The organism is Streptomyces sp. NPDC005496 (assembly GCF_042872045.1).
GTDB lineage: Bacteria > Actinomycetota > Actinomycetes > Streptomycetales > Streptomycetaceae > Streptomyces.
The window spans coordinates 53022-74473 of the sequence record NZ_JBIAJQ010000006.1 but is presented as its reverse complement, the minus strand read 5'-3'; the positions used below and the strand labels follow the sequence as shown (position 1 = coordinate 74473).

The 21452-nt window shown below is 72.3% G+C and carries 20 protein-coding genes; 6 read left to right on the top strand and 14 right to left on the bottom strand.

Going from position 1 to position 21452, the window contains the following annotated elements; translation table 11 throughout:
• Positions 1-22 precede the first annotated feature (22 nt).
• The 3 genes from rpmF to ACFYQQ_RS19445 all read right to left on the bottom strand — a co-directional run bounded on the left by rpmF (position 23) and on the right by ACFYQQ_RS19445 (position 2500).
• Positions 23-193: a 50S ribosomal protein L32 gene (gene rpmF, locus ACFYQQ_RS19455; protein ID WP_355791803.1), complete on the bottom strand. Its 171-nt coding sequence runs from the start codon at positions 191-193 to the stop codon at positions 23-25.
• Between the two features lie 88 nt (positions 194-281).
• Positions 282-1646, bottom strand: coding sequence for a VWA domain-containing protein (locus tag ACFYQQ_RS19450; protein WP_388904874.1), 1365 nt, complete (start codon positions 1644-1646; stop codon positions 282-284).
• Positions 1643-2500 carry a MoxR family ATPase gene (locus tag ACFYQQ_RS19445; RefSeq protein WP_355789446.1) on the bottom strand — a complete coding sequence of 286 codons (858 nt, stop codon included), beginning with the start codon at positions 2498-2500 and terminating at the stop codon, positions 1643-1645. The genes ACFYQQ_RS19450 and ACFYQQ_RS19445 overlap by 4 nt, the downstream gene beginning before the upstream one ends.
• 243 nt (positions 2501-2743) lie before the next feature.
• Between ACFYQQ_RS19445 and ACFYQQ_RS19440 the strand changes: the two genes are divergently transcribed.
• Entirely contained in the window at positions 2744-2917 is a 174-nt protein-coding gene (locus tag ACFYQQ_RS19440) for a hypothetical protein (RefSeq protein WP_355789438.1), read from the top strand.
• Positions 2918-3817: 900 nt separating this feature from the next.
• Here the strand turns inward: ACFYQQ_RS19440 and ACFYQQ_RS19435 are convergent.
• Positions 3818-4810: an AraC family transcriptional regulator gene (locus tag ACFYQQ_RS19435; RefSeq protein ID WP_388904873.1), complete on the bottom strand. Its 993-nt coding sequence runs from the start codon at positions 4808-4810 to the stop codon at positions 3818-3820.
• 293 nt (positions 4811-5103) lie between these two features.
• Here ACFYQQ_RS19435 and ACFYQQ_RS19430 point away from each other — a divergent pair, with 293 nt between their 5' ends.
• Entirely contained in the window at positions 5104-5772 is a 669-nt protein-coding gene (locus ACFYQQ_RS19430; RefSeq protein WP_355791602.1) for a hypothetical protein, read from the top strand.
• 85 nt (positions 5773-5857) lie between these two features.
• On the opposite strand, the gene ACFYQQ_RS19425 is transcribed toward ACFYQQ_RS19430, so the two are convergent.
• Complete coding sequence (locus ACFYQQ_RS19425) at positions 5858-6313, bottom strand: HIT family protein (RefSeq protein WP_355791605.1); 456 nt, start codon at positions 6311-6313, stop codon at positions 5858-5860.
• Between the two features lie 55 nt (positions 6314-6368).
• Complete coding sequence (locus ACFYQQ_RS19420) at positions 6369-6788, bottom strand: MarR family winged helix-turn-helix transcriptional regulator (RefSeq protein WP_388904982.1); 420 nt, start codon at positions 6786-6788, stop codon at positions 6369-6371.
• 204 nt (positions 6789-6992) lie between these two features.
• Here ACFYQQ_RS19420 and ACFYQQ_RS19415 point away from each other — a divergent pair, with 204 nt between their 5' ends.
• Positions 6993-8450 (top strand): MFS transporter, encoded by a 1458-nt coding sequence (locus ACFYQQ_RS19415; RefSeq protein ID WP_388904872.1) that lies wholly within the window; start codon positions 6993-6995, stop codon positions 8448-8450.
• 94 nt (positions 8451-8544) lie between these two features.
• Here the strand turns inward: ACFYQQ_RS19415 and ACFYQQ_RS19410 are convergent, their stop codons facing one another.
• Positions 8545-9204, bottom strand: coding sequence for a YceI family protein (locus tag ACFYQQ_RS19410; protein WP_355789200.1), 660 nt, complete (start codon positions 9202-9204; stop codon positions 8545-8547).
• 572 nt (positions 9205-9776) lie between these two features.
• Positions 9777-10634 (bottom strand): haloalkane dehalogenase, encoded by an 858-nt coding sequence (locus ACFYQQ_RS19405; RefSeq protein ID WP_355789197.1) that lies wholly within the window; start codon positions 10632-10634, stop codon positions 9777-9779.
• A 288-nt stretch (positions 10635-10922) separates the two neighbouring features.
• Here ACFYQQ_RS19405 and ACFYQQ_RS19400 point away from each other — a divergent pair, with 288 nt between their 5' ends.
• Together ACFYQQ_RS19400 and ACFYQQ_RS19395 are read left to right on the top strand one after the other, a co-directional pair.
• A complete protein-coding gene (locus ACFYQQ_RS19400) occupies positions 10923-11450 on the top strand; it encodes a MarR family transcriptional regulator (RefSeq protein ID WP_355789194.1) in 528 nt (175 codons plus the stop codon).
• 182 nt (positions 11451-11632) lie between these two features.
• Positions 11633-11779: a hypothetical protein gene (locus ACFYQQ_RS19395; RefSeq protein WP_355789191.1), complete on the top strand. Its 147-nt coding sequence runs from the start codon at positions 11633-11635 to the stop codon at positions 11777-11779.
• A gap of 149 nt (positions 11780-11928) precedes the next feature.
• Here ACFYQQ_RS19395 and uvrA read toward each other — a convergent pair whose 3' ends face one another.
• Together uvrA and ACFYQQ_RS19385 are read right to left on the bottom strand one after the other, a co-directional pair.
• Positions 11929-14397: an excinuclease ABC subunit UvrA gene (gene uvrA, locus ACFYQQ_RS19390; RefSeq protein WP_356169799.1), complete on the bottom strand. Its 2469-nt coding sequence runs from the start codon at positions 14395-14397 to the stop codon at positions 11929-11931.
• Positions 14398-14534: 137 nt separating this feature from the next.
• Positions 14535-15236, bottom strand: a complete 702-nt coding sequence (locus tag ACFYQQ_RS19385) for a ScbR family autoregulator-binding transcription factor (protein WP_355781581.1) — start codon at positions 15234-15236, stop codon at positions 14535-14537.
• Between the two features lie 253 nt (positions 15237-15489).
• Here ACFYQQ_RS19385 and ACFYQQ_RS19380 point away from each other — a divergent pair, with 253 nt between their 5' ends.
• A complete protein-coding gene (locus tag ACFYQQ_RS19380; protein ID WP_356169795.1) occupies positions 15490-16413 on the top strand; it encodes an NAD-dependent epimerase/dehydratase family protein in 924 nt (307 codons plus the stop codon).
• Positions 16414-16448: 35 nt separating this feature from the next.
• On the opposite strand, the gene ACFYQQ_RS19375 is transcribed toward ACFYQQ_RS19380, so the two are convergent.
• From ACFYQQ_RS19375 to ACFYQQ_RS19360, 4 genes are all read right to left on the bottom strand, one after another.
• Positions 16449-16838 carry a TraR/DksA C4-type zinc finger protein gene (locus tag ACFYQQ_RS19375; protein ID WP_356169793.1) on the bottom strand — a complete coding sequence of 130 codons (390 nt, stop codon included), beginning with the start codon at positions 16836-16838 and terminating at the stop codon, positions 16449-16451.
• A 66-nt stretch (positions 16839-16904) separates the two neighbouring features.
• Entirely contained in the window at positions 16905-18326 is a 1422-nt protein-coding gene (locus tag ACFYQQ_RS19370) for an extracellular solute-binding protein (protein WP_356169790.1), read from the bottom strand.
• The gene (locus tag ACFYQQ_RS19365; RefSeq protein ID WP_355786400.1) at positions 18323-21019 is read right to left on the bottom strand and encodes a vWA domain-containing protein; all 2697 of its coding nucleotides are present in this window, start codon (positions 21017-21019) and stop codon (positions 18323-18325) included. The genes ACFYQQ_RS19370 and ACFYQQ_RS19365 overlap by 4 nt, the downstream gene beginning before the upstream one ends.
• 4 nt (positions 21020-21023) lie before the next feature.
• Complete coding sequence (locus tag ACFYQQ_RS19360) at positions 21024-21401, bottom strand: hypothetical protein (RefSeq protein ID WP_355786398.1); 378 nt, start codon at positions 21399-21401, stop codon at positions 21024-21026.
• Between the last annotated feature and the right edge of the window lie 51 nt (positions 21402-21452).

The window sequence follows — 21452 nt, the reverse complement described above, 5'->3', positions numbered from 1 at the left end:
GCGGCCGGCCCCGTCGGGCCGGTCAGCCGTCGGGACACAGCAGGCCGCGCTCGTACGCCTTCGCGAGGCGCTGCGGCACCCGGTGCGGGACTCCGTCCACGACGACCGGGCTCAGCCGGGGCACGGTCGCCTTCCACTGGGCGCGGCGGTGGCGGGTGTTGCTGCGGGACATCTTCCGTTTGGGTACGGCCATGGTGATCTCTCGTGTACGACGGGGAGCCCACGCTATATGAAAATGACTGCCATTATCAACGTGGTCCTGCGGTGCCCCGCGGCGTCGGTCACACCGGCAGCAGGCGGCCGACCAGGGCACTGAGCTGCTGCGCGTTGCGGCACTCGTACATGTCGACGAGTTCCGCGTAGGCCGGCGCGGCGGAGTCGCCGGTGCCCCACTGCGAGCGCTGCTCCGGGTTCAACCAGTAGACGCAGCGGGCCCGTTCGGACAGCAGGCGCACCGCCGGGAGATTCGGGTCGCCCATGTTGGTACGGGCGTCCCCGAGCACGAAGACGGTCGTGCGGGGACCCACCGCGCCCTCGTACCGCTCGGTGAACTCACCGAACGCGGCACCGTAGTCGCTGCTGCCGTGCCAGCTGGTGAGCGTCGCCTCCGCACGGATGCGGCCGCCGAGCCCTGCCGGGTCCGCGGCGCCGTGGACGAGCAGGCCGGTCACCTCGTCGATCCGGTTGACGAAGGCGAACACCCGCAGCTTGCTGAACTGGTCGTGCAGCGCCTGCGTCAGCAGCATCGTGAAGTCCGAGAAGCCCGCCACGGAACCCGACACGTCGCACAGCAGCACGAGTTCGGGGCGGGCGGGGCGGCGGCGCCGCAGCACGGGCCGCATCGGCACTCCACCGGTCGACAGGGACCCGCGCAGGGTCCGCCGCAGGTCGATGGTGCCGCGCGAGGCGCGCCTGCGCCGTGCGGCGAGGCGAGTGGCCAGCTTGCGCGCCAGGGGCTGCACCACCCGCCGCAGCTCGGCGAGTTGGTCCCGTCCGGCGAAGAGGAAGTCGACCCGGTCGGCGGTGGTGACCACCGCGCGCCGTGCGATGAGGTCCCTGCCGCGCCGCTCCGCCACGCGGCGCCGCGCCTCGATGACGATCTGGGCTCGGAAGGCCTGGATACGCCGACGGATCTCGTCCTCCAGTAGCCGGTCGGTGAACCCCGCTCCCCCGCCCTGCGCCCTGACGCCGTCACGCACGCGCGCCAGCAGCGTCTGCGGGCGCAGCCGGTCCAGCGTCTGGTACGACGACCAGCCGTCGGAGCCGGGCGAGGAACCGTACCCGCCGAAACCGTCCACCGCCTCGACGGCCAGCCGGGCCAGAGCCGCCAGGTCGTCCGCCGTGAGCGCGGCGACCAGCCGGTCCCTCAAGTCCTCCCGGTCGGCGGGGGTTTCGGTGTCCGCCGTCACGCCGACGCGGCGCGGGAAGTACACGTCGAAGACCGGATCGAAGACCTGGCGCTGCCCCGTGCTGTGGAGCAGGGTGGCGGCCAGCCCTTCGCGCAGCAGTTCCCGGTCGTCGAGACCGAGTGCCTCCAACGCCCGGGCGGCGTCCACGGTTTCGCCGGTGCCGATGCGGACGCCGTGCGAGCGCAGCGCGGCGACGAGTCCTGTCAGCCGGTCCGCGACACCGGACGGGGCGTTCACACGGCGTCCAGGTCGAGTTTGGCGGACGCCTTGAGGACATCGTCCTGGTGCTTGAGAAGGACGCCGAGGCTGTCGCGTACGACGCCCTCCTCCAGGGTGTCGGCGCCCAGGGCGAGCAGCGTGCGCGCCCAGTCGATGGTCTCGGCGACGGACGGGACCTTGCGCAGGTCCATCTCGCGGAGGGCGCCGACGACCCGCACCACGGATTCCGCGAGCGCCTCGTCGAGGCCCGGCACCTTCAGCCGTACGATCCGGCGCTCCAACTCCTCGTCGGGGAAACCGATGTGGAGGAAGAGGCAGCGGCGGCGCAGCGCCTCGGACAGTTCACGGCTCGCGTTCGAGGTGAGCACCACGAAGGGGCGGCTCGTCGCGGTGATCGTGCCGAGCTCGGGGACGGTGACCTGGAAGTCGCTGAGCACTTCGAGGAGCAGCCCCTCGACCTCGACGTCCGCCTTGTCGGTCTCGTCGATCAGCAGGACCTTCGGCTCGTCGCCGCGGATGGCGGTGAGCAGCGGCCGGGGCAGCAGGAACTCCTCGCTGAAGATGTCCGTACGCGCCTCGTCCCAGCTCTCGTCACGGCCCGCGCTGATGCGCAGCAGCTGTTTGGCGTGGTTCCACTCGTACAGGGCGCGTGACTCGTCGACGCCTTCGTAGCACTGGAGACGCACCAGCCGTGCTCCCGCCACCTGGGCGACGGCCTTGGCGAGTTCCGTCTTGCCGACGCCCGCCGGGCCCTCGACCAGGAGGGGCTTGCCGAGGCGGTCGGCCAGGAAGACCGTCGTGGCGACCGCCGGGGAGGCGAGGTACCCGGTCTCGGCCAGGCGTGCGGAGACGTCGTCGACAGATGTGAACAGCAACGGGGCCTCCAGCGCGGCGCGGGCTAGTCGGTGTCGAAGCGAGTCACTATCTAAGCGCTTGTTCAGTGCCGCTGTCACGTGTGACGGCCCCCACGGGAGCGACCGGGGCTTCCGTGTCCGGCCGGCGGGACCGACGCCGCTCGCCCACCGGTGGAGGAGGGAAATCGCACCGCAGACGGCGGCTGTTTCCTTCCGGGGGCGGCGGGCAGTCGGTCAGTGAGTGCCTACGAAAGGACCGACATGAGCGCCGGAGAGAAGGCCAAGGCCAAGACCGAGCAGGTCGTCGGTAAGGCCGTGAGGAAGGCGGCCCACGCGATGGGCAACGAGACCACCGCCGCCAAGGGCGCCGCGCTGGAGGCCCGGGGCAAGGCCCGGGACACCAAGGAGAAGGCGAAGGGCGGCTTCAAGCGCTGATCCCCTCGTCGCACGGACGCATCCGTGGGCTGAGCCGGCGCGAGGCTCGGCCGTGGACCGCGTCGGACGGACGGCGCGCACCGGAAACCTCCGGCTGCGCGCCGTCGTCGTCTCCGCGCCCAGCCGCCCGTATGCCGGCCACCTGAGCTCCGATGTCAGGCGCTGCCCGCACACTCGACGGCAGCCGCGCCGGACCCGCGTCACAAGGACACGTGCACCGATCAGGTGGCCAGCAAAAGCGAAGACCCGCGCCGTCTCCAGGGAGACGGCGCGTCTGTGTGCCGGCGGGCCCGCTTCAGCGGGCCGGGCTTCTGCCCCACCCCAGGTCTTGATCCATGGGCTTCCCTCGATCCGGTCCTGCGCCGTCGCCTTTCGCGTCCTACGGCGCTCAGGAGCACCACGCTCGCAGACCGGGCCCGTGCTCGCCGTCGCTTCGAGGGCCGTCGAATCGATGGCCACGGGGTACTACGTCGACCGCTGCCGAGGAGGCCGCCGTCGCGTCGTGGACTCCGGCTCGGCCGGGCGCTTCACTCGTCCGGCGCAGTATGTGAAAGCGGCGCCGGGGCAGACGCCCCGCTGCCGGGGTGTTTCCTTCCTGCTGCGCCCCGCGGTGGGATGTGCCGCAGTCGATCCCCGAGTCGACTGCGGCACGGACTACCTGAAGTCCATCTCTGTTGGCCACGGCGGTACTTGGCATCGCCGGCGAGAGCCGCCTGACGGCGCGTCCGGCGCGCGTGAACCCGATGGTCCTCCCGGAGGCCGCGTGCCGGAGCCGGGCCGGGACCCCCGTGCCCGGCCCGCCCCAGGACGCTCCCGCGCCGCCCCCGCGGTGATCACCAGGATGCCCGGGCAGGGGCCGGCTGTCGTTGGCCGACAGTCCACATCTCCTTGGCACTGCGTCTACTGCTCGGCGTCGGGTCCGCCGGCCTGCCTGGGGGACCCGTGGCGCACCTCGCTCGGCGGGACGCCGTAGGCCGTGCGGAAGGCCCGCGTGAACTCGGCGGCGCGCGGGAAGCCCCAGCGGGCGGCGATGACGTGGATGGGCCGCGTCCGCAGTGCCGGGTCCGTGAGGTCGCGCCGGGCGTTGCGCAACCGCTGCTCGCGGACGTAGCCGGCGACGGTGATGCCCTCGGTCTGGAAGAGGCGGTGCAGATAGCTGCGGGAGATGTGGTGCGCGGCGGCGATCGTGGCGGGTGTCAGTTCCGGGTCCGCCAGATTGCGGCGTACGAACGCCTTGACGCGCAGGGTCAGGGCGCGGCCGTGGGCCTCGGGCGGGAGCCGGACGTCGGACTCCAGCACGTGTGCGGCGACCGCCGTGACGAGATCGGCCGCGACCGTGCCCAGGCGGGGCGCGTCCGCCGGCTGGTAGGAGTCGGTGTCCGAGGCCAACTGGACGAGGAACTGGGCCAGTAGCGCGCCGAAGCCCTCACGGCCCGATATCCGGCGTCCGATGACCTTGTCGGTCTGGTGCGCGGGCAGCGCGATGAGCGATCGCGGGATCTCGACTCCGATGGTGGTGACCGGGTCGGGGCCGGTGAAGATCTCGTACGACCAGGAGGAGCAGTTGACGTGGAAGTCGTCGACGCCGTAGGCGACTTCGCGTCCCGCCCAGGTCGCCGCTCCCTCGCCGCGCTGGAGCAGGGAGAGGTGGAGGACTTCGGGGTCGGACCGGCGGATCAGTTTGGGTGTCCGGCGGAAGACCAGCGGATCGAACGTCGACGGCCACAGGGTCACGTCCCCCAGCTGGATCAGCCGCAGCCGGGCGCGGTAGTCCGCACTGCGGTCGCTGGCCAGCTCCATGGGTGCGTGGGTGCGTCCCAGCCGCTCCGTCCAGGCGTCGAACCGGTCCCCCACCGGGAGGTCGGCGGTCCGGAAGAGCGACTCGTGCAACACGGCCGTAGTCAACCACACGCTCCAGGGCGGGCGGTGGGCACCTGACGCGGGAGCCCGGGTTGCCGGATCCCACGGGTGGGTGCCGCACGACCGGGCCCTCACGCTAGGGTCAGCGGGCGAAAACAGGCCATGGCCGGACGCGAGGGTGACGCTCGGGTCACGCCGTTGTCCGTTGAACGACCGGTGAGGCGGGAACAACTCGCGCGGACGTGCAACTGACGGCGGCCGAAAGTCGTCCTCTGCGACGAGCCGTCGAGGCACACGAAGAACCGGGACAACAGGGGGGACGCATCATGAATATGACGTCGAGGACGAGCCGGCGCAGACCGGGCGCTGTCCGGGCGGCCGTACTGGGAGCCTGCCTGGCGGGGGCGTTGGTCCTCACCGGGTGCAACGGCGACGGCGGCGCGACGGGTTCGGGCGGCGGCACGAGTCCGACGAAGGCGGACGGCAGCGGCGGCAAGGGGAAGGGCACCGGCGCGGCGAGCAAGAAGCCGGGCGCCAAGGCGTCCTCGGGCTCGGGCAGCGCCGCGAAGTCCCCCGGAGCCGCCCCGGCAGCGTCCAAGTCCCCCGCGCCCACGGCGTCGAGTGCCGGTGGCGCCGACGACGACGGCTGCGACCACAAGATGCCGATCTCCCCCGACGAGATCGCGGTCTACCGCTACACCCCGGAAGGCGGATTCCTCAGCCTGATCGTCAAGCACGGCAACTGGGGCTGCGGATCGCCGGACTCCGACGGTGCGCCCTTCGAGACGGTGGGCAAGGAGACCTTCATCCCGATGGACCAGGCCGCGGACGTCACCGTGACCAACCCCATCGTGGAGAGCACCGAGAACCAGCCCATCGGCGTGCAGGAGTTCCTCGACTGGCTGGAGGCGCACCCGAACTCGGGCCTCGTCTTCAAGTACCACCTGGGTGCCGACGGCGCCATCGACCGCCTCGACGAGGTCTTCACCCCGTAGTCACGCCCCTGCGGCAGGGCGCCCGTACGACGCGGCCTCGTCGTCGCGCGGGCGCCCTGCCGCGACATCGCGGCGCCCGCCCCGATCACCTGTCGTGGAGGCGGGCCCGCAGGGACCGGGCCAGGTCATCGGCCAGGTCGTCGGGCACCTGCTCCTGTTCGGGGCGCCGCAGGAGGGCGAAGACACCCGGTCCGCGGTGCTCGGGCGGCAGCTCCGCCCCGCGCGGCACGATGTGGAAGTGCACGTGCGCGAAGCCCTCGGCCTCCGCGAACTGCACGACGTAGGTCTTCACGCAGCCGGTCACGTCACGGAGGGCACGCGACAGCCGGACCTGCCACGTCCCGAGGGCGGCGGCCTCGGCGTCGGTGAGCTGGTGGACAGCCGTGACGTGGCGCCGGGGCAGCAGTACCAGCCACCCGGGCAGCGCGGTGCCGAAGCAGTGGGCCACCCGCCAGTACGCGTCCCCCGCGATGCGCTCCCGCGGGGGCAGTTCCTCGAACCGGGCTTCCTTGCCGCACGCGTAGCACTCGCCGGTCGTCATGCACCGAGAGCGTAGAAGCTCATGCGGCCGGCAGCCGCGTCTTTCGGCCGTCCGGTCACGGGCGCGGCCAGGGGCGTCCGCCCAGCCGCTCGATGTCCGTGTTGAAGCGCCGCAGATAGGCGGCGAACGCGGCCACGTCCTCGTCGGCCCAGTCGGCCATGACCTGGTCGAGCGCGTGGACGATGCCCTCGCGTTCCTCGTCCAGCAGGCGCGCGCCCTCGTCGGTGAGGCGGAACTTGCGGGCCATGCCCCCCTCGGGGTCGGGGATGCGCTCGACGAGACCTTCCCGCATCGCGGCGGCCGTCTGCCGGTTGAGCGTGGAGGCGTCGAGCCCGAAGGCGTCGCTGAGTTCACCGATCGACATCGGTCCCTGCACCCGGATGCGGCTGAGCAGGATGTAGGCACTGCGCTCCAGCAGCGAGCCCTTGCGGCGTCCGCTTCTGTGATGCATGAGTCCGTGGCGGCTCAGCAGCATCTGCTCGTACTCGACTTCGTGCGTGGGCTTGACCACGTGCCTGTGCCTCCTGCGTCCGCCGGGCCGGTGACACGCCACCTCTCGCCGTGCGCGGCCCGGAGCCCATCCTCTCACGGGTGTGTGCGCCGTACATGTGACGTGCTGGATGCACACGACATGTACGATGCACATCCTTGTCCGACAGAGCACCTCAGGAGTCCCGATATGGGCGCCCCCCAGCCGCCGGCCCGAGCAGGAGGCGTGGTCGCCACGCTCGCGTTCGCCGGGATCGTGGCAGCGATCACCCAGACCCTCGTCACCCCGCTCATCGCGGAACTGCCGAAGATCCTGGACACCTCGGCATCGAACTCGGCCTGGGTGATCACCGTCACCCTGCTCGTGGCCGCCGTATGCGTGCCGGTCTCCGGCCGCCTGGGAGATCTGGTCGGCAAGCGCCGGATGCTCCTGGCGTGTTCCATACCGCTCATCGCCGGCTCGGTGGTGTGCGCGCTCGCCTCCTCCGTCGTCCCGATGATCGTCGGCCGGGGTCTGCAGGGCATGGGCATGGGCATGGTGCCCCTGGGCATCGCCCTGCTGCGTGACGTGGTGCCCGCCGAGAAGCTCAGCTCCTCGATCGCCCTGGTCAGCGCCTCGATGGGAATCGGCGGCGGTCTCGGTCTGCCGATCGCCGCGGCGGTGGCGCAGTACGCGAGCTGGCGGGTCCTCTTCTGGGCCTGCGCCGCCCTGGCCATGGTCATCGCCGTGCTGATCTGGTTCCTGATCCCCGACGTGCCCGCGGGCGCCAAGGGGCAGCGCTTCGACGCCCCCGGCGCCGCAGGTCTCGCGGTCGGCCTCGTCTGCCTGCTGCTCGCCGTGTCCAAGGGCGCCGACTGGGGCTGGGGTTCGGCGACCACGCTCGGCCTGTTCGTCGCCGCCGTCGTCGTGCTGGCCGCCTGGGGCGTGTGGGAGCTGCGCACCCGGGACCCGCTGGTCGACCTGCGCACCACCGCTCGGCCCCGGGTGCTGTTCACCAACGTCGCCTCGGTCTTCGTCGGCTTCGGGATGTACGCGAGCATGCTGGTGATTCCGCAGCTGCTGCAGTTCCCCGAGGCCACCGGCTACGGTCTGGGCCAGTCAATGCTCGCGGCGGGCCTGTGGATGGCGCCCGGCGGAGTCATGATGATGTTCGTCTCGCCGCTGGGCGGCAAGCTCACGGACGCCCGGGGTCCCAAGTTCACGCTGATCTGCGGAGTTCTGGTGATCGCGGCCGGGTACGGCCTGTCGCTGGCCCTGATGGGCTCCGCCTGGGGCCTGATGGTGGTGTGCATGGTCATCAACAGCGGCGTCGGCCTCGCCTACGGGTCGATGCCGGCCCTGATCATGAGCTCGGTCCCGCTCTCGGAGACCGCCGCCGCGAACGGCTTCAACACCCTCATGCGCTCACTGGGCACGTCCATCGGCGCGGCCGTGATCGGCGTCGTCCTCGCCCAGTCGACGACCACCATGGGCGGCTACAGCTTCACGTCGGAGAACGGTTTCCGTACCGGTCTGCTGATCGGCGGTGGCGTCGCGCTGGTCGCCGCGGTGATCGCCGCCCTCATCCCGGCCGTCCGCACTTCCGCGGACACCGGGAGCAAGACCGGCTCCTCGGCCGCTCCGGACCAGGCCACCGTCGAGGCCTGACGGCGGGCGGAAGAGGGACTCCGCCGGCCGGTGACGGCCGACGGAGTCCCGCACGCGGCTGCCCGCTGACGGTGCGCCGCCGATCGGTGGCCGATCAGCCGACGGGGGTCGTGCGGATCGCGGCGATGTCGAACTGCAGGCGCACCTTCTCACTCACCATGGCGCCGCCCTCCGCGAGCCTCGTGTCGTACGTCAGCCCCCAGTCGGAGCGGTTGATGGTGGTGGTGCCGTCGAAGCCGACCCGCTCGTAGCCGAACGGGTCGACGACATTGCCGATGTAGGTGAGTTCGAGCACCACGGGCCGCGTCACGTTCTTGATGGTGAGGTCCCCGGTCATGCGGTAGACGTCGGGGCCCGCCAACTCCACGGACGTACTGGTGAATCCCATACGCGGATAGCTCCTCGCGTCCAGGAAGTCGCGGCCGACCAGGTGCGCGTCGCGCTGCTCCACCCCGGTCTCGACGGACGCGGTGAACAGCACGATCTCGGCGCTGGAGCGCGAGGGGTCGCGGCCGTCGAAGTACAGACGGCTCTGGTACTCGGCGAAGGAGCCCCGCACCGTGGTCACCATGGCGTGGCGGACCGAGAAGCCGATCCTGCTGTGCGCGGGGTCGATGACCCACTCCCCCGTCAGAGCGGCCAGGCGGGGGTCCGGACGGACGGCCGAGGCCACGTCCGGCGAGCCGAACGCGGGCTCGGACACGGTGGGTGAGGTCGTGCGGCGCGACGATGCGCCGCGGGTGAACAGATTCATAAGTCACCTAGTTACTTCACCCGCGGTAATTGCGCAAGCATTCGCCGACGGGCGGAAGTTTTCCGGCGCCGCATCCAGCGGCACGCACACCCTTTCCCGGACCGGGATATTCACGCTTTCCACACATCGGTCGTGACATCGGAATCGAGATCGGGGGAACGGTCCGAATCGGCCCGGGCCATGGGGTCAGCACGGGCGCACCTGCATGGCGGAACTTTTCGGCCACCCCTCTTTCCCGCAACAGCCTGATTCCGCCGCGGCATCTGGCACCTGGCTGAAACGAACAGTCGGGTTTCGTCGCACGGGAGACTTCACACCGTCTTCGACCACCGAAATGCGCGCCCTTTCCGTTTTCAGCGGGATCAGCCTCTCCCTGTAAAAGAAATGTGCGATCGGGGCATCCAGTGGCCACCCGCACTTTCCGACCCAAGCCGTACCGGATACGACGGGTCGTCACCGTGTGTCACGGAGCAGCGCGTGGGGAGCGGAGGCATTGACGGTCCTGGGGCTCCCGGCGGTCCTGCACTCGGACCGCACCCCGTCCGGTCGTCCGCCCGCGGTTGGGGTCGGACTCAGCGGAGTCCGTGGCGGTCCGCCCACGCGGCGATCGACGCGGCGATCTCCTCAGGTCGGTCCTCCGGGGCGTGGTGCCCGGCCCTGCCGCAGTGGACCGTCTCCAGTGAGGCCATGTGGCGGGCGCACCAGTCGGCCGTCTCCGCGCCGACCAGCAGGGTGGGCGTGCCCTCGAAGGTCATGAGCAGCTTGGGCACGTGCGTACTGGCCGCGAGCCACGGCTGGTACCCCTCAAGACGGGCCACCAGTTCCGGCGGTTCACCTCCGAGCGGGAGCTGGCGGGCCCAGGCGAGGAGGGGCCGGCGGCTCCCCGGCGTCGGGAACGGCTCCAGGTACGCCTTGAGGTCCTCGTCGCTCACCGGGGTGAGCACGGCTCCGGAGTACGCGGCGCGCACCAGCAGGTCCTGTTCGAGCACCATGTCCTCGCCGGTGCCGGGAGTGCGGATCGACTCGATGCGCTTCCGCGCCTGGGGTGACACGTCGTCCCAGGACAGGGGCTTGATGACGCTCTCCAGGAAGGCGACACCCCGCACTCGCTCCGGGTGACGGGCCGCCCAGTCGAAGGCGAGTGCGCCGCCCCAGTCGTGGCCCACCAGCACGACGCCGTCCAGGCCCAGGGCGTCGAACCAGGCGTCGAGGTAGCGGGCATGGTCGGCGAACAGGTAGGGGATGTCGGGCTTGCCGGAGCGGCCCATGCCGATGAGGTCGGGGGCGAGCAGCCGTCCGGTCCCGAGGCGGGGAAAGACGTTCCGCCAGGTGTGCGAGGAGGCGGGGTTGCCGTGGAGGAGGACCACGGGCGTCCCGCTGCCCAGGTCCTCGTAGTACATGGTCGAGTCGAGTACGTCGATCGTCGGCATGCCGGTGCCCTCTCGTGTGTGCGGTTGGTGCTTCGCGATCTGTCGGTAGTGCGCGTGCGGCGGGTCGGCGCCGCTGTGGGTGCGGGCGCCAAGACGTGGGGGTCGGCGCGTCGCGCCGGCCGGTCGGCAGGACGTGCGGTTCGACCGGGCCGCCGCCCAGCCGTCGACGGCGCTCTCCCACTCGCGCTCGGAAACCGGGAGCCGTCGTAACGTTTGAGGAGCTAACGTTAGCGCCACGAACGAAAGTACATCGTTAGGGTGACTAACGCAACGGGTAGGCTGGATGGCATGGACAGCGCGGCCGAGAAGGCTCTCCCCATGGACGACGACGGCGGGAACGCGACGCCCGCACGGCTTCGCGGCATGCCCAGCCGGCTCCTCTCGCACGCGGCGCTGCACGCGGAGCGGCTGGTGAACCAGGGGCTGGCGGAGGCGGACGCGCGCAAGTGGCACTACGCCGTGCTCGTGGCCCTGCACGACTCCGGTCCCGCCAGTCAGTCGGTCCTCAGCCGTCGCACCCGCATCTACCGCAGCGACCTGGTCGCCGTGCTCAACGAACTCGCCGAGGGCGGCCACGTCGAGCGCGCTCCCGACCCGGCCGACCGCCGCCGCAACGTCATCACGATCACCGAGTCCGGCCGCCGCCGGCTGGACCGGCTCGACGCGCTGCTCACCGGCATCCAGGACCAGGTCCTCACGCCGCTGACATCGCCGGAGCGCGAACAGCTCGTCCGGCTGCTGACCCGCCTCGTGGACCACCACACGCAGGGGGCGCCGAGCGCCGCCGACCGACCGGCCGGGCCGGCCCAGGAGTAGCGCCGAGCCGCCTGAGAGCCGCCTCCACCCGCGACACCGGCCCGCCTTCGCGCTCCCCCGGGCACCGCACGATGTCCGCCGACGCCAACGGGCCCTGAGTGGAGGGGCGCTTACTCGCCGTCAGCGGGGTACACGGGCTGTGCAGGCAACCGCTGCACCGACCTCGTCACAGGAGGAAAGCCGTGCCAGGCATGATGAACAAGATCAAGGAGTTCGCGAAGAGCCCGCAGGGCCGGCGCACCATCGAGCAGGTCCGCCGCACCTCCGCCGACCCCCGGCGTCGTGCCCAGGCGCAGCGTCTCCTGGGCAAGCTGCGCGGGCGCCACTGATATCGGCCGGAGCGCACGTGCCGCCGGCCGCGACCGGCGGCGGCACGGGAGCAGGACGGGGCCGGGCACGTGCCTGAGCGTGTGCGCGGGACGTGCCGCCCCGCCGGTCGCGCCTCGCCCGTGGATACGGTCGCACAGGCGTCACCGGCTCAGCGTCCCCGCAGTCTCGGCGCCAGATAGCGCGCGGTGGCGCTGCGTTTGACTCCGGCCACCTTGGCAGGTGTTCCGGTGGCCACCACCCGGCCGCCCGCGTCCCCTCCGCCCGGACCGAGGTCGATGACCCAGTCCGCGGTGGCGATCGTGTCCAGGTCGTGCTCGACCAGGACGACCGTGTTGCCCGCGTCGACCAGACGGTGCAACTGCTCCAGGAGCAGCGCGACGTCCGCGGGATGCAGACCCGACGTCGGCTCGTCGAGCAGGTAGAGGGCGTGGCCCCGGCGGGCCCGCTGGAGTTCCGTCGCGAGCTTGATGCGCTGGGCCTCACCGCCGCTCAGCTCCGTCGCCGGCTGGCCGAGCCTCAGGTAGCCGAGCCCCACCTCCCGGAGCGTCTCCAGACTCCGGTGGGCCGCGGGGACGTCGGCGAGGAACCCGGCGGCCTCGTCGACGGGCATCGCCAGGACGTCCGCGACGGTCCTGCCCCGGTAGGTCACCTCCAGCGTCTCGGCGTTGTACCGGGAGCCCCCGCAGTCCGGGCACGGCGCGTACGTCCCCGGCAGGAAGAGCAGTTCGACCGCGACGAAGCCCTCGCCCCGGCAGGTCTCGCACCGCCCCTCCGCGACGTTGAAGGAGAAGCGCCCCGCCGTGTAGCCCCGCGCCCGCGCCTCGTCCGTCGCCGCGTACAGCCTGCGCACCGCGTCGAACATCCCGGTGTACGTCGCCAAATTGGAGCGCGGGGTGCGACCGATCGGCCGCTGGTCCACCCGTACCAGCCGGTCGAAGGACTCGACACCCGAGGCCTCCCGCACCTCGACCTCGACCTCCGTGTCCTCCGGGTCCTCGGGCGTCACGCCGAGATGACCTCGTACGACCTCCGCGAGCACCTGGGTGACCAGTGTCGACTTGCCCGAGCCCGACACCCCGGTGACGGCCGTCAGCACGCACAGGGGCACCTCGACGGACACATCACGCAGGTTGTGACGGGAGATGCCGGCCAGCCGCAGCCAGCCCCCCGGCGTGCGCGGACGCCGGTCGGTCCGCTCGGCCCGGCCGAACAGGTGGCGGGCGGTCGCCGACTCCTCCACCGCTTCGAGGCCGGGCACCGGACCGCTGTACAGCACCCGGCCGCCGCCCTCGCCCGCGCCGGGGCCGATGTCGACCACCCAGTCCGCACGGCGTACGACGTCCATGTCGTGCTCCACGACGAACAGTGAGTTGCCCGCCGCCTTCAGGCGATCCAGCACGTCCAGCAGGGGTTCGGCGTCCGCCGGGTGCAGGCCCGCGGACGGCTCGTCGAGCACGTACACGACACCGAAGAGGCCCGACCGCAGCTGGGTGGCGATCCGCAGCCGCTGCGCCTCGCCGGGCGAGAGCGTCGTGGAGCGGCGCCCGAGACCGAGGTATCCCAGGCCGAGGTCGAGCAGGACTTCGAGGCGGGCGACCACGTCGGCGCAGATCCGCACCGCCACTTCGGTCCTCTCCCCCGAACTGGCGGTCTCCGTGGCGGCCTCGGCTTTCCGCAGCCGCGCGACGGGCCGCAGCAGCGCCACGACGGCGGTGAGCGGCAGCGCGTTGAGCTCGGCCAGGGTGTGGCCGGCGAAGGTGACCGCGAGCGCCTCCGGGCGCAGGCCGCTGCCGTCGCACTCGGGACACCGCACGCTGCGGACGAACCGCAGGGCCCGCTCCCGCGACCGCTCGCTGCGGGAGTCGGCGAGGACGTGCATGACGTGTTCGCGAGCGCTCCAGAACTTCCCCTGATAGCCGTAGTCGACGCGGCCGGGTTCCGGCTCGATCAGCACGGAGGGCTGTTCGTCGGTGTAGAGCAGCCAGTCCCGGTCCTTCTTCCTCAGCTTGCGCCACGGCTTGTCGATGTCGATGCCCAGTCCGCTCACGACGCTGCGCAGGTTGGCGCCCTGCCAGGCGCCGGGCCAGGCCGCGATCGCCCCCTCGCGGATGGTCAGCGACGGGTCCGGTACGAGCAGGTCCTCGGCGACGTCGTGCACGGAGCCGAGCCCGTGGCAGCGCGGGCAGGCGCCGGTGGCGGTGTTGGGCGAGAACGCCTCGGCGGGCAGCCTCGGGGCGCCCGGCGGATAGGTGCCGGCGCGCGAGTACAGCATGCGCAGCAGGTTGGACAGCGTGGTGAGGGTGCCGACGGTGGAGCGGGAGCCGGGTGTCCCACGGCGCTGCTGGAGCGCCACGGCAGGCGGCAGCCCGGTGATCTCCTGGACGTGCGGGACGCCGGCTTGCTGGAGCAGTCGGCGGGCGTAGGGCGCGACGGACTCGAAGTAGCGGCGCTGGGCCTCGGCGTAGAGGGTGCCGAACGCGAGGGACGACTTGCCCGAGCCGGATACGCCGGTGAAGGCGACCAGCGCGTCCCGGGGAACGCTGACGTCCACGTTCCGCAGGTTGTGCTCGGACGCGCCCCGTACGTGGACGAAGGAGTCGCTCGTGTCGCTCTTCACCCCTCCTGCCTACCGGATGCGGCCGGAAACCGCGCGAGGGACGGCGTGGCGGGAGGCGGGAGGGGCGGCGAATCCGCACGCCCGGTCCGTTTCGGGGTACCGGCCGACGCCCGGTGGTCCGACCGGTACGGGCGAGGTCAGACCGCGGCCCGGACCGGCCCCGGCTCCGCCCGCTCCTCGGCTCGGTCCTCGGCATCCTCGGCGGCGAGCGCTCCGGCGGCGCCGAGTTCGGCGGCGCGTTCGGCCGTGATGACGAGCCGGCCGAGCACCGCGGGCACGGCGATCGCGGGCAACAGGTGCTCGAACAGCGTCACCACGCGCACTTCGAGGTCCTCGCGCGCGGCGAGGATCTGCGAGTACACCTGCACTCCCGTCCACGCCGCCGAGAACAGCCAGGCACTCTCAGCCGGGTCGACGTGGGGCAGCAACTCGCCCTGCTCCTTGGCCTCCTGGAGCAGCCATCTCGACGCGTCGATCCACTGCGTCAGCGCCGCCGTGCCGAACTGCGCCCGCATGTCCTGCTCCAGCGAGAGCCGGGCCACGGCGCTCACCATCGGGTCACGGCGCATCTGGTAGGCCACCAACAGGCCCGTGTCCACGAACTCCTGCAGCCGGGAGGCCTGCCGGCCGACCGTCACCGTGGCGAACTGCTGACCCAACACCCCTTCCGCCAACGCCTGTTTGGACGGGAAGTGGAAGTACAGGGCACCCTTCGTCACGCCTGCCCGCGCCAGCACCTCGCCGATCGTGGCGGCCTCGTAGCCGCGCTCGTCGAACACCGCCGCAGCGGCGTTGAGAATCGCCAGCTTCGTACGGACCGCACGCTCCTGACGCGCCACCAGACCTCCCGAAGTTCACGTGCACTCGACCACCCGGGGCGCCGCATCTGGCACGTCCCCGTATGACCACATGGGTGTTCCTTTGCCATCGCCCTCTAGAAACAAAACCAGGTAGTCCGTATTTTCACAAGCCACTACACCATTCAGCACCCGATGGACAGGAACAGAAGGCCCGCCTCCGGACCGCCGGCGGCACCCTCCGCACCCCGGCAGACACGTTGAGCAACCCGTTCCCCATCGTCAGGGAGTCCCGATGCCGCCCACTCTGCTCGTCACCGGACCTCGCGGTTTCATCGGGCGGCACATCACCGCAGCCGCCCGCAGAAAACCGGACGTCCGGCTTCAGCTCCTCACCCGGACCCCCGGCGGTCCGCCCGCCGACGACCGGACCGGCACCGTGACCGCCGATCTGGGCGATCCGCCTTCCCTGCGGGGAGTCTGCGAGGGCGTCGACACGGTCGTGCACTGCGCCTCCGGCATCGGCGCCGAGGAAGCCGCGCTGCACGCCGTCAACGACCTCGGCACCCGGGCCCTCGTCGAGGACGCCCGGCGCCACGGTGTGCGCCGCCTCGTCTACGTCAGCACCGCCGCCGTGTACGGCCACGGCCCCTTCCACCGGGCCGGCGTCGAGGACCTGGTGCCGGCTCCGGAGTCGGCCACCAGCCGCTCCCGCGCGGCCGCGGAGCGCCATGTCCTGGACGCCGGCGGCACCGTCCTGCGCCCCCACCTCGTCTACGGCAGCGGGGACCGCTGGGTCGTGCCGGGCCTGGCCGGGCTGCTGCGCCATCTCGGAGCGGGCGTGGACACCCCTGCCCTGCACTCCGCCGTCAACGCCGCCGACCTGGCGCGCCTGGTGCTCGCCGCCGCCCTCACGGAAGGCGATGTCGCGCGCGCGCACCACGCCAACCACCCCGTGCCGCTGGCCGCGGCGGACCTCATCGGTTTGCTCCTCGACCGGCTCGGCACCCCCTCGCGCCCCGCGCTCACGCCGGAGCAGGCTCTCGCCCGGGTACGGGGGAACGCGCAGGCACATCACCACCTGACGATGCTGACCGGCCACCACTGGTTCACCGGCGACGAGCTGTGGCACCGGCTCGGCGTGGACCCGGGCGCGCCGCCCGTCCTCCAGCTTCCCGAGCACGTCCCGGCCGGGGTGGGGCAGCCCGCGGGCCGGTGACCCGTCGGCGCGCGGCTATCCGTGCCGGTCGCCGGTCACCGGGGGCGGGCGGCGGCGCAGCCCACGCAGGTGCGCGCCGCCGGGCGCACCTCGAGCCGCTCGGGCGGGATCGGCGCACCGCACGCGTCGCACCATCCGTAGGTGCCCCGCTCGCGCCGCTCCCGCGCGCTGTCCAGGTCGGTCAGGTGCTCGCGGGCCCGGGCCAGCAGGGCGGCGACGTGCGCGCGCTCGAAGGCCGTGCTCGACCCCTCGGGATCGTGCTCGTCGTCGACCGCCACCAGCGCGTTCGCCTGCACGATGCCCTCGAAGTCGCGCTCCAAGGCCGCGATCTGCTCATAGGTGTCCCGGCGCTCGGCGGCGAGCCGTTCGCGGACCGGGTCCGCGGGCCCGCCGGGGGACGCGGCGCCCTCGGGTGGGGTGCTCATTCCTACCTAAACGGTCGCGGACCCGTACCTATTCCGGTCCCGTGCGGGGTGTCCCGGCGGGTGCGGTCAGTCGTCCGGCAGGACCTTGCCGAGTGCCTCGTCCAACTGCCTGGCGAGCCGGCCGTCGCTCGGCGGGTCGGCCGTGAAGAGTCTGCCGAGCTCGGTGGTGAAGGTCTGCGTGAAGGCGCCGTAGAACGGGGTGCGGGGACGCTGCACGGCCCGCGTGAGCGCCGGCAGCAGGACGGCGCGGGCGTAGGCGGGTCTGCCGTGGTCGTCGCGTGGCATCCGGTCGGCGCTCTCGCCGGACGGCGAACCGGTGGCGTCGGGCGTCTCGGCGGCGGACGGCCCGGCCGAGCGGCACGCCACGGTGTCGTCCTCGTACGCCGACACCCGGGTGGCGGCGAAGCCCGCGTCGAGCAGGCAGCGTTCACTCTCCTCGCTGGTCAGGAACCTGATCAGGTCGGTGGCCGCGTCCCGCTGTCCGGAGGACCGGGTCACGGCGAGGTTCTGGCCGCCCAGCACCGCTCTGCCCGGCAGCGTGGTCACGCCGAGCTGCGACCCGCGCAGGGACTGGTGGAGGCTCTGGTAGGCGTAGGGCCAGTGCCGCAGGAACGCCGTACGGCCGTTCGCGAAGTCGGTGAGTGAGCCGGCCTCGTCGGAACGCAGGGCGTCCTTGAGGAGGTACGAGGCCTGCGTGCGGTTGCGCAGTTCAGCGAGGCCCCTCTCCAGGGCGGCCACCGAAGCGGTGTAGTGGCCGTCCTTGTCGGTGAGGGCGACACCGCCGGGAGCGGACGCGAACGCCTCGATGCCGTTGACCGTACGGCCCTCGTAGGCACCGAACTGCGCGGTCCAGCCCTTCTCGTAGTCGCGGGGCCGGTCCTTTCCGGTCTGCTCGCCGAGGGTCTCCATCAGTTCCTGCAGCTTGCCCCGGTCGAGCCCTTTGCTCAGGTCGGTGTTGCGGACCCCGGCCTTCTTCAGGTAGTCGCGGCGGTAGTAGAGCAGGCCGACATCGCTGTTGAACGGCACGGCGTACACCTCGCCGTCCCAACGGGCCGTGCTGGCTACGGACTTGATGACGTCGTGGTCGTCGACCAGTTCCGCGGGGAGCGGGCGGATCAGCCGCGCTTCGGCGAACTCCGGCACCCAGGTGACGTCGAGGTTGACCACGTCGTACTGCGCGCTGTCGGACTGGAGGGCGCCCAGGAGCTGGCTGCGCTGCTCGTCGGCGGAGCCCGGGAGTTCCACCAGCCGGGCGCGGCGACCGGTGTTCCGGCGGTCCTGCTCCGCGTTCCAGGCGTCGATGAGCCGCTGGCGGATGCCGCCCCGGCCGGTGACGTCCCGCCCGCTGGCCACGACGATGTCGCCCGCGGCGCCCGGGGTGACGGTGGCTCCCGGCTGCCCCGAGGTGCCGCCGCCGGTGCAGGCGGCGCACGCCGTGAGGAGGGCGGCGAGCCAGAGCCGTCCCCCGTACCTGCCCGGTCCTCTCATTCGTCCCCCGTCCCGGTCCGCGCCACCTCGTCGCGCAGGCCCGCGACGAGGTCGGTCCTGGTGTCGAGGCAGCGTCCGCCGCTCGCCTCGGAGATGCGGGCGTCGGGCTTGTCCCGGTCGCAGCCGCCGCCGTCGAGGGCCGCCATCACCACCGGAACACCCCGCTTCTCCGCCGACGCGAGGAGTCCGCCGAGGGCGTCGCCGCCGGTCAGGCGGTTGTTGTCCTCGTCGTCGGTGACGTAGACGATCAGTTGGGGGCGCTCGTCGTCCCTGCCCCGCCCGGCCATGTAGTCCAGGGCCGCGGTGAGCGCGCCGTCCGGGTCTGCCTCGGCGTCCCGGACCACTGCCTTTTGGTCGATGGTCCGCTCCGCGTCGGCGCGCCGGTGGCGGTCGAAGGGCAGCAGGACCTCGTAAGGGCTGCCGTCCCGTGAGGCGACCGCCCAGATGCCGTACTCGTCGCGGTCGCCGAGCCCGCCGAGCGACTGCTTGAGGATGCCCGGGGCGCCGCCCGCCCCCTCCCACAGGTCCCCCATCGAGCCGGAGCTGTCGAGGAGGAACAGGACGCGGCCCGGGCCGTTGGCGTTGCGGTACCGCTCCAGAGCGGTCGTCATCGCGTCGCCCGTGGCGGGGCCCGGGAGGTGGCCGGGGCGGCTCAGCGTGCCGGTGTCGGTCCGCGGTGCGGCGAGGAAGGCGTGGCCCCCGGACACGGCACGGAAGCCGTCCTGCGCGAACACGTCGAGTCCGCCCCGCTCCTCGCCCCCGCCGCTCACCAGCCAGTCGTGGAAGCGCCCGACGGCCTCGTCCCGCGCGTCCCGGTCGCGGTCGGCGCCGTCCCAGCGCACGCGGACGAAGGTGGGGACCAGGGGCGGTACGTCCGTGGGGTACTCGGCGAGCCTCGGCGTGCGGGTCGGGCCGTCGCAGCCGAGCCCGCTGACCATCAGGAACTCGGGGACGAGCGCGGCGGTGCGCTCGTCGATCTCACGGTGGTCCGGCAGGGTGCACAGCAGGTCTGAGCCGGTCAGCGAGGGCGGTCCCGGCTGGGCCACGATCCCCTCGGGCCGGCCGACGCTCGTACCGGAGCCGTAGAGGCCGACGCTGGCCAGCAGCGCGGAGTCCGTGTACTCGGGGTCGGTGCGCCGCACGTCGGCGTCGTCCTGGCGGCGCAGGAGCTTGTCCCGGAGCGTGGCGAAGGTGGAGCCGGTGCGGTGGCGCACCGACTCCTCGGCGAGGTTCTGCGGGACGGACAGCACCATCGGGGAGTACGCGAAGGGGTGGGCGTCCGGTTCCAGCGTCACGTACTTGCGGGGCGGCTCGACCGGCTGGGCCCGCGCCGCGCTCGCGGACGTCGCGGGGATCCAGACGTCGGGCTGGGGACCGATGTCGCGCTGCGGGTCGAGTTCGTCGCTGACCGGGCGCTGCCAGGGGTCGGACCGGTCGTGGAAGCCTGTGACGGCGTCGGCCGCACCCGCGCTGTAGACGGTGATTCCGACGCGCCGGCAGCCGCCGGACGTCGTGTTGGCCGGCGAGGTGAGGAAGGCGTCCTTCGCCTTGCGCACGGTGCTCTCGATGTCGGGGTCGGTGAGCAGGCGCAGTTCGAGGGGCGGACCGCAGGGCGAGGCGTCGGGGCCCGGGCCCCAGGCGGCGTAACCGCCGATGCCCGCGGCGCTCAGGACCGTCACCGCGACCACCGTCCGGCGGGGCCGGGAGCGCAGCCAGTGCAGCGGCCGGCCGACCGCTGCCGCCGTCAGCACGGCCCGGACCAGGGAGACGAGCCGTGCCAGGGCGCGCCGCCGCCACCGCGGAGCCTCCCGGGCCTCCCCGTCCCGACGCCGGGTGGACGACCTCCGTGCGGGGCCGTCGTGCGAGCGGCGCCCGTGGGGCTTCCCGTCCGGCGGGGTGACGGCCGTCGGCACGGGTACGACGTCGGGCGGCACGGACGCCGGGGCGGGGCCCGCCAGGACGATGTCGGTGTCGCCCCACCGCTGTGGCTCCCACGGCTCGTTGCGTAGCGTCGTGTAGTGCGCGGACATGTGGGCGGTGAGCGCCTCCGCGAGTTCCTGGAACGTGACCTCGCCGCCGGGCTCGTCGGCACCGCCCTCCAGGAGCCGCACCAGTTCGGCCGTGAACGGGGTCGGGGTCGCGTCGTCGCCCGCGTCGATGCGGTTGTTGGCCTGCGTGCTCATCAGCACGGAGAAGCGCCGCCGGTCCGCGAGCGCCTCGCAGACCTGGGCGGCGTTGCCAGCGTTGCAGCAGTCGAGGACGACGACCACGTGCCGGGCCCGGCTGGTGGCCAGCACGGTCAGCACGCTGGAGAAGGGGTCGGCGCCCGGGAACACGGCCCGGCTGCCCGGCACGACGCGTGCGTTGCGCATCTGCAGCCAGAGCTCGTCGCCCGCGCTGGGCACGGCGCCGTGACCGGCGAAGTAGAAGAGGAGCAGCCCCTCGGCCTCGTCGGCGGCGGTGCGCAGCGCCTCGCTGAACGCGTCCAGGTACGGCGACCCGGACACGGTGATCTCGCCCTTGCGGAACACCTCGCCCCGCAGCAGCGCTCCTTCCAGCAGGGCTAGGTTGTGCTCGACGGCGGCGAGATCGCCGGGGACGCCGTGCGGGTCCTTCGGCCGCGTGGAGTCGTAGGCGGACACACCGACGAGCAGTGCCCGGTTCACCTCTCCGCGCGGGTCGAAGCGGTGCACCTGCCTACCTCTCGTCGAGGTCCACCGGGTCCACGTCGTAGTCGGGCGGATCGCCGCTCTCGACGGAACGGCGGTTCTCGTACCAGGCCTTGACGCCTCTCCTCACCTGCTTGAACACGATGTCGAACGTGGACTGGGCGGCCGCTCCCGCGAGCAGCAGCAGGATCTCGATCCCGGCGCCCATGGGTCTGCCGTGCTCGTCGGTCCCCTGGTCGTCCGTCCCGGCGCGCTCCTGGATCCTGAGATCGCCGTTCCGGGCCAGTTCCTCCAGCGGCTTCTCCCGCTCCAGCCACTTCTTGAGCGCGCCGATGTCGCCCTGGCTCGCCGTTCCGTCCAGGCGGACCCGGATCGCACGGGTCGCCACACCCTCCCCGTCAGTCATAACTCATCATGATGGCACGGGTGTTGATGCCGGGCGAGGGTTCTGCCCGGA

What these genes read in the sequence shown, in the direction of transcription:
- rpmF (WP_355791803.1), bottom strand. Translation starts at nt 193, where the DNA reads ATGGCCGTACCCAAACGGAAGATGTCCCGCAGCAACACCCGCCACCGC.
- ACFYQQ_RS19440 (WP_355789438.1), top strand. Translation starts at nt 2,744, where the DNA reads ATGAGCGCCGGAGAGAAGGCCAAGGCCAAGACCGAGCAGGTCGTCGGT.
- ACFYQQ_RS19430 (WP_355791602.1), top strand. Translation starts at nt 5,104, where the DNA reads ATGAATATGACGTCGAGGACGAGCCGGCGCAGACCGGGCGCTGTCCGG.
- ACFYQQ_RS19425 (WP_355791605.1), bottom strand. Translation starts at nt 6,313, where the DNA reads ATGACGACCGGCGAGTGCTACGCGTGCGGCAAGGAAGCCCGGTTCGAG.
- ACFYQQ_RS19420 (WP_388904982.1), bottom strand. Translation starts at nt 6,788, where the DNA reads ATGCTGCTGAGCCGCCACGGACTCATGCATCACAGAAGCGGACGCCGC.
- ACFYQQ_RS19415 (WP_388904872.1), top strand. Translation starts at nt 6,993, where the DNA reads ATGGGCGCCCCCCAGCCGCCGGCCCGAGCAGGAGGCGTGGTCGCCACG.
- ACFYQQ_RS19410 (WP_355789200.1), bottom strand. Translation starts at nt 9,204, where the DNA reads ATGAATCTGTTCACCCGCGGCGCATCGTCGCGCCGCACGACCTCACCC.
- ACFYQQ_RS19405 (WP_355789197.1), bottom strand. Translation starts at nt 10,634, where the DNA reads ATGCCGACGATCGACGTACTCGACTCGACCATGTACTACGAGGACCTG.
- ACFYQQ_RS19400 (WP_355789194.1), top strand. Translation starts at nt 10,923, where the DNA reads ATGGACAGCGCGGCCGAGAAGGCTCTCCCCATGGACGACGACGGCGGG.
- ACFYQQ_RS19380 (WP_356169795.1), top strand. Translation starts at nt 15,490, where the DNA reads ATGCCGCCCACTCTGCTCGTCACCGGACCTCGCGGTTTCATCGGGCGG.
- ACFYQQ_RS19375 (WP_356169793.1), bottom strand. Translation starts at nt 16,838, where the DNA reads ATGAGCACCCCACCCGAGGGCGCCGCGTCCCCCGGCGGGCCCGCGGAC.
- ACFYQQ_RS19370 (WP_356169790.1), bottom strand. Translation starts at nt 18,326, where the DNA reads ATGAGAGGACCGGGCAGGTACGGGGGACGGCTCTGGCTCGCCGCCCTC.
- ACFYQQ_RS19360 (WP_355786398.1), bottom strand. Translation starts at nt 21,401, where the DNA reads ATGACTGACGGGGAGGGTGTGGCGACCCGTGCGATCCGGGTCCGCCTG.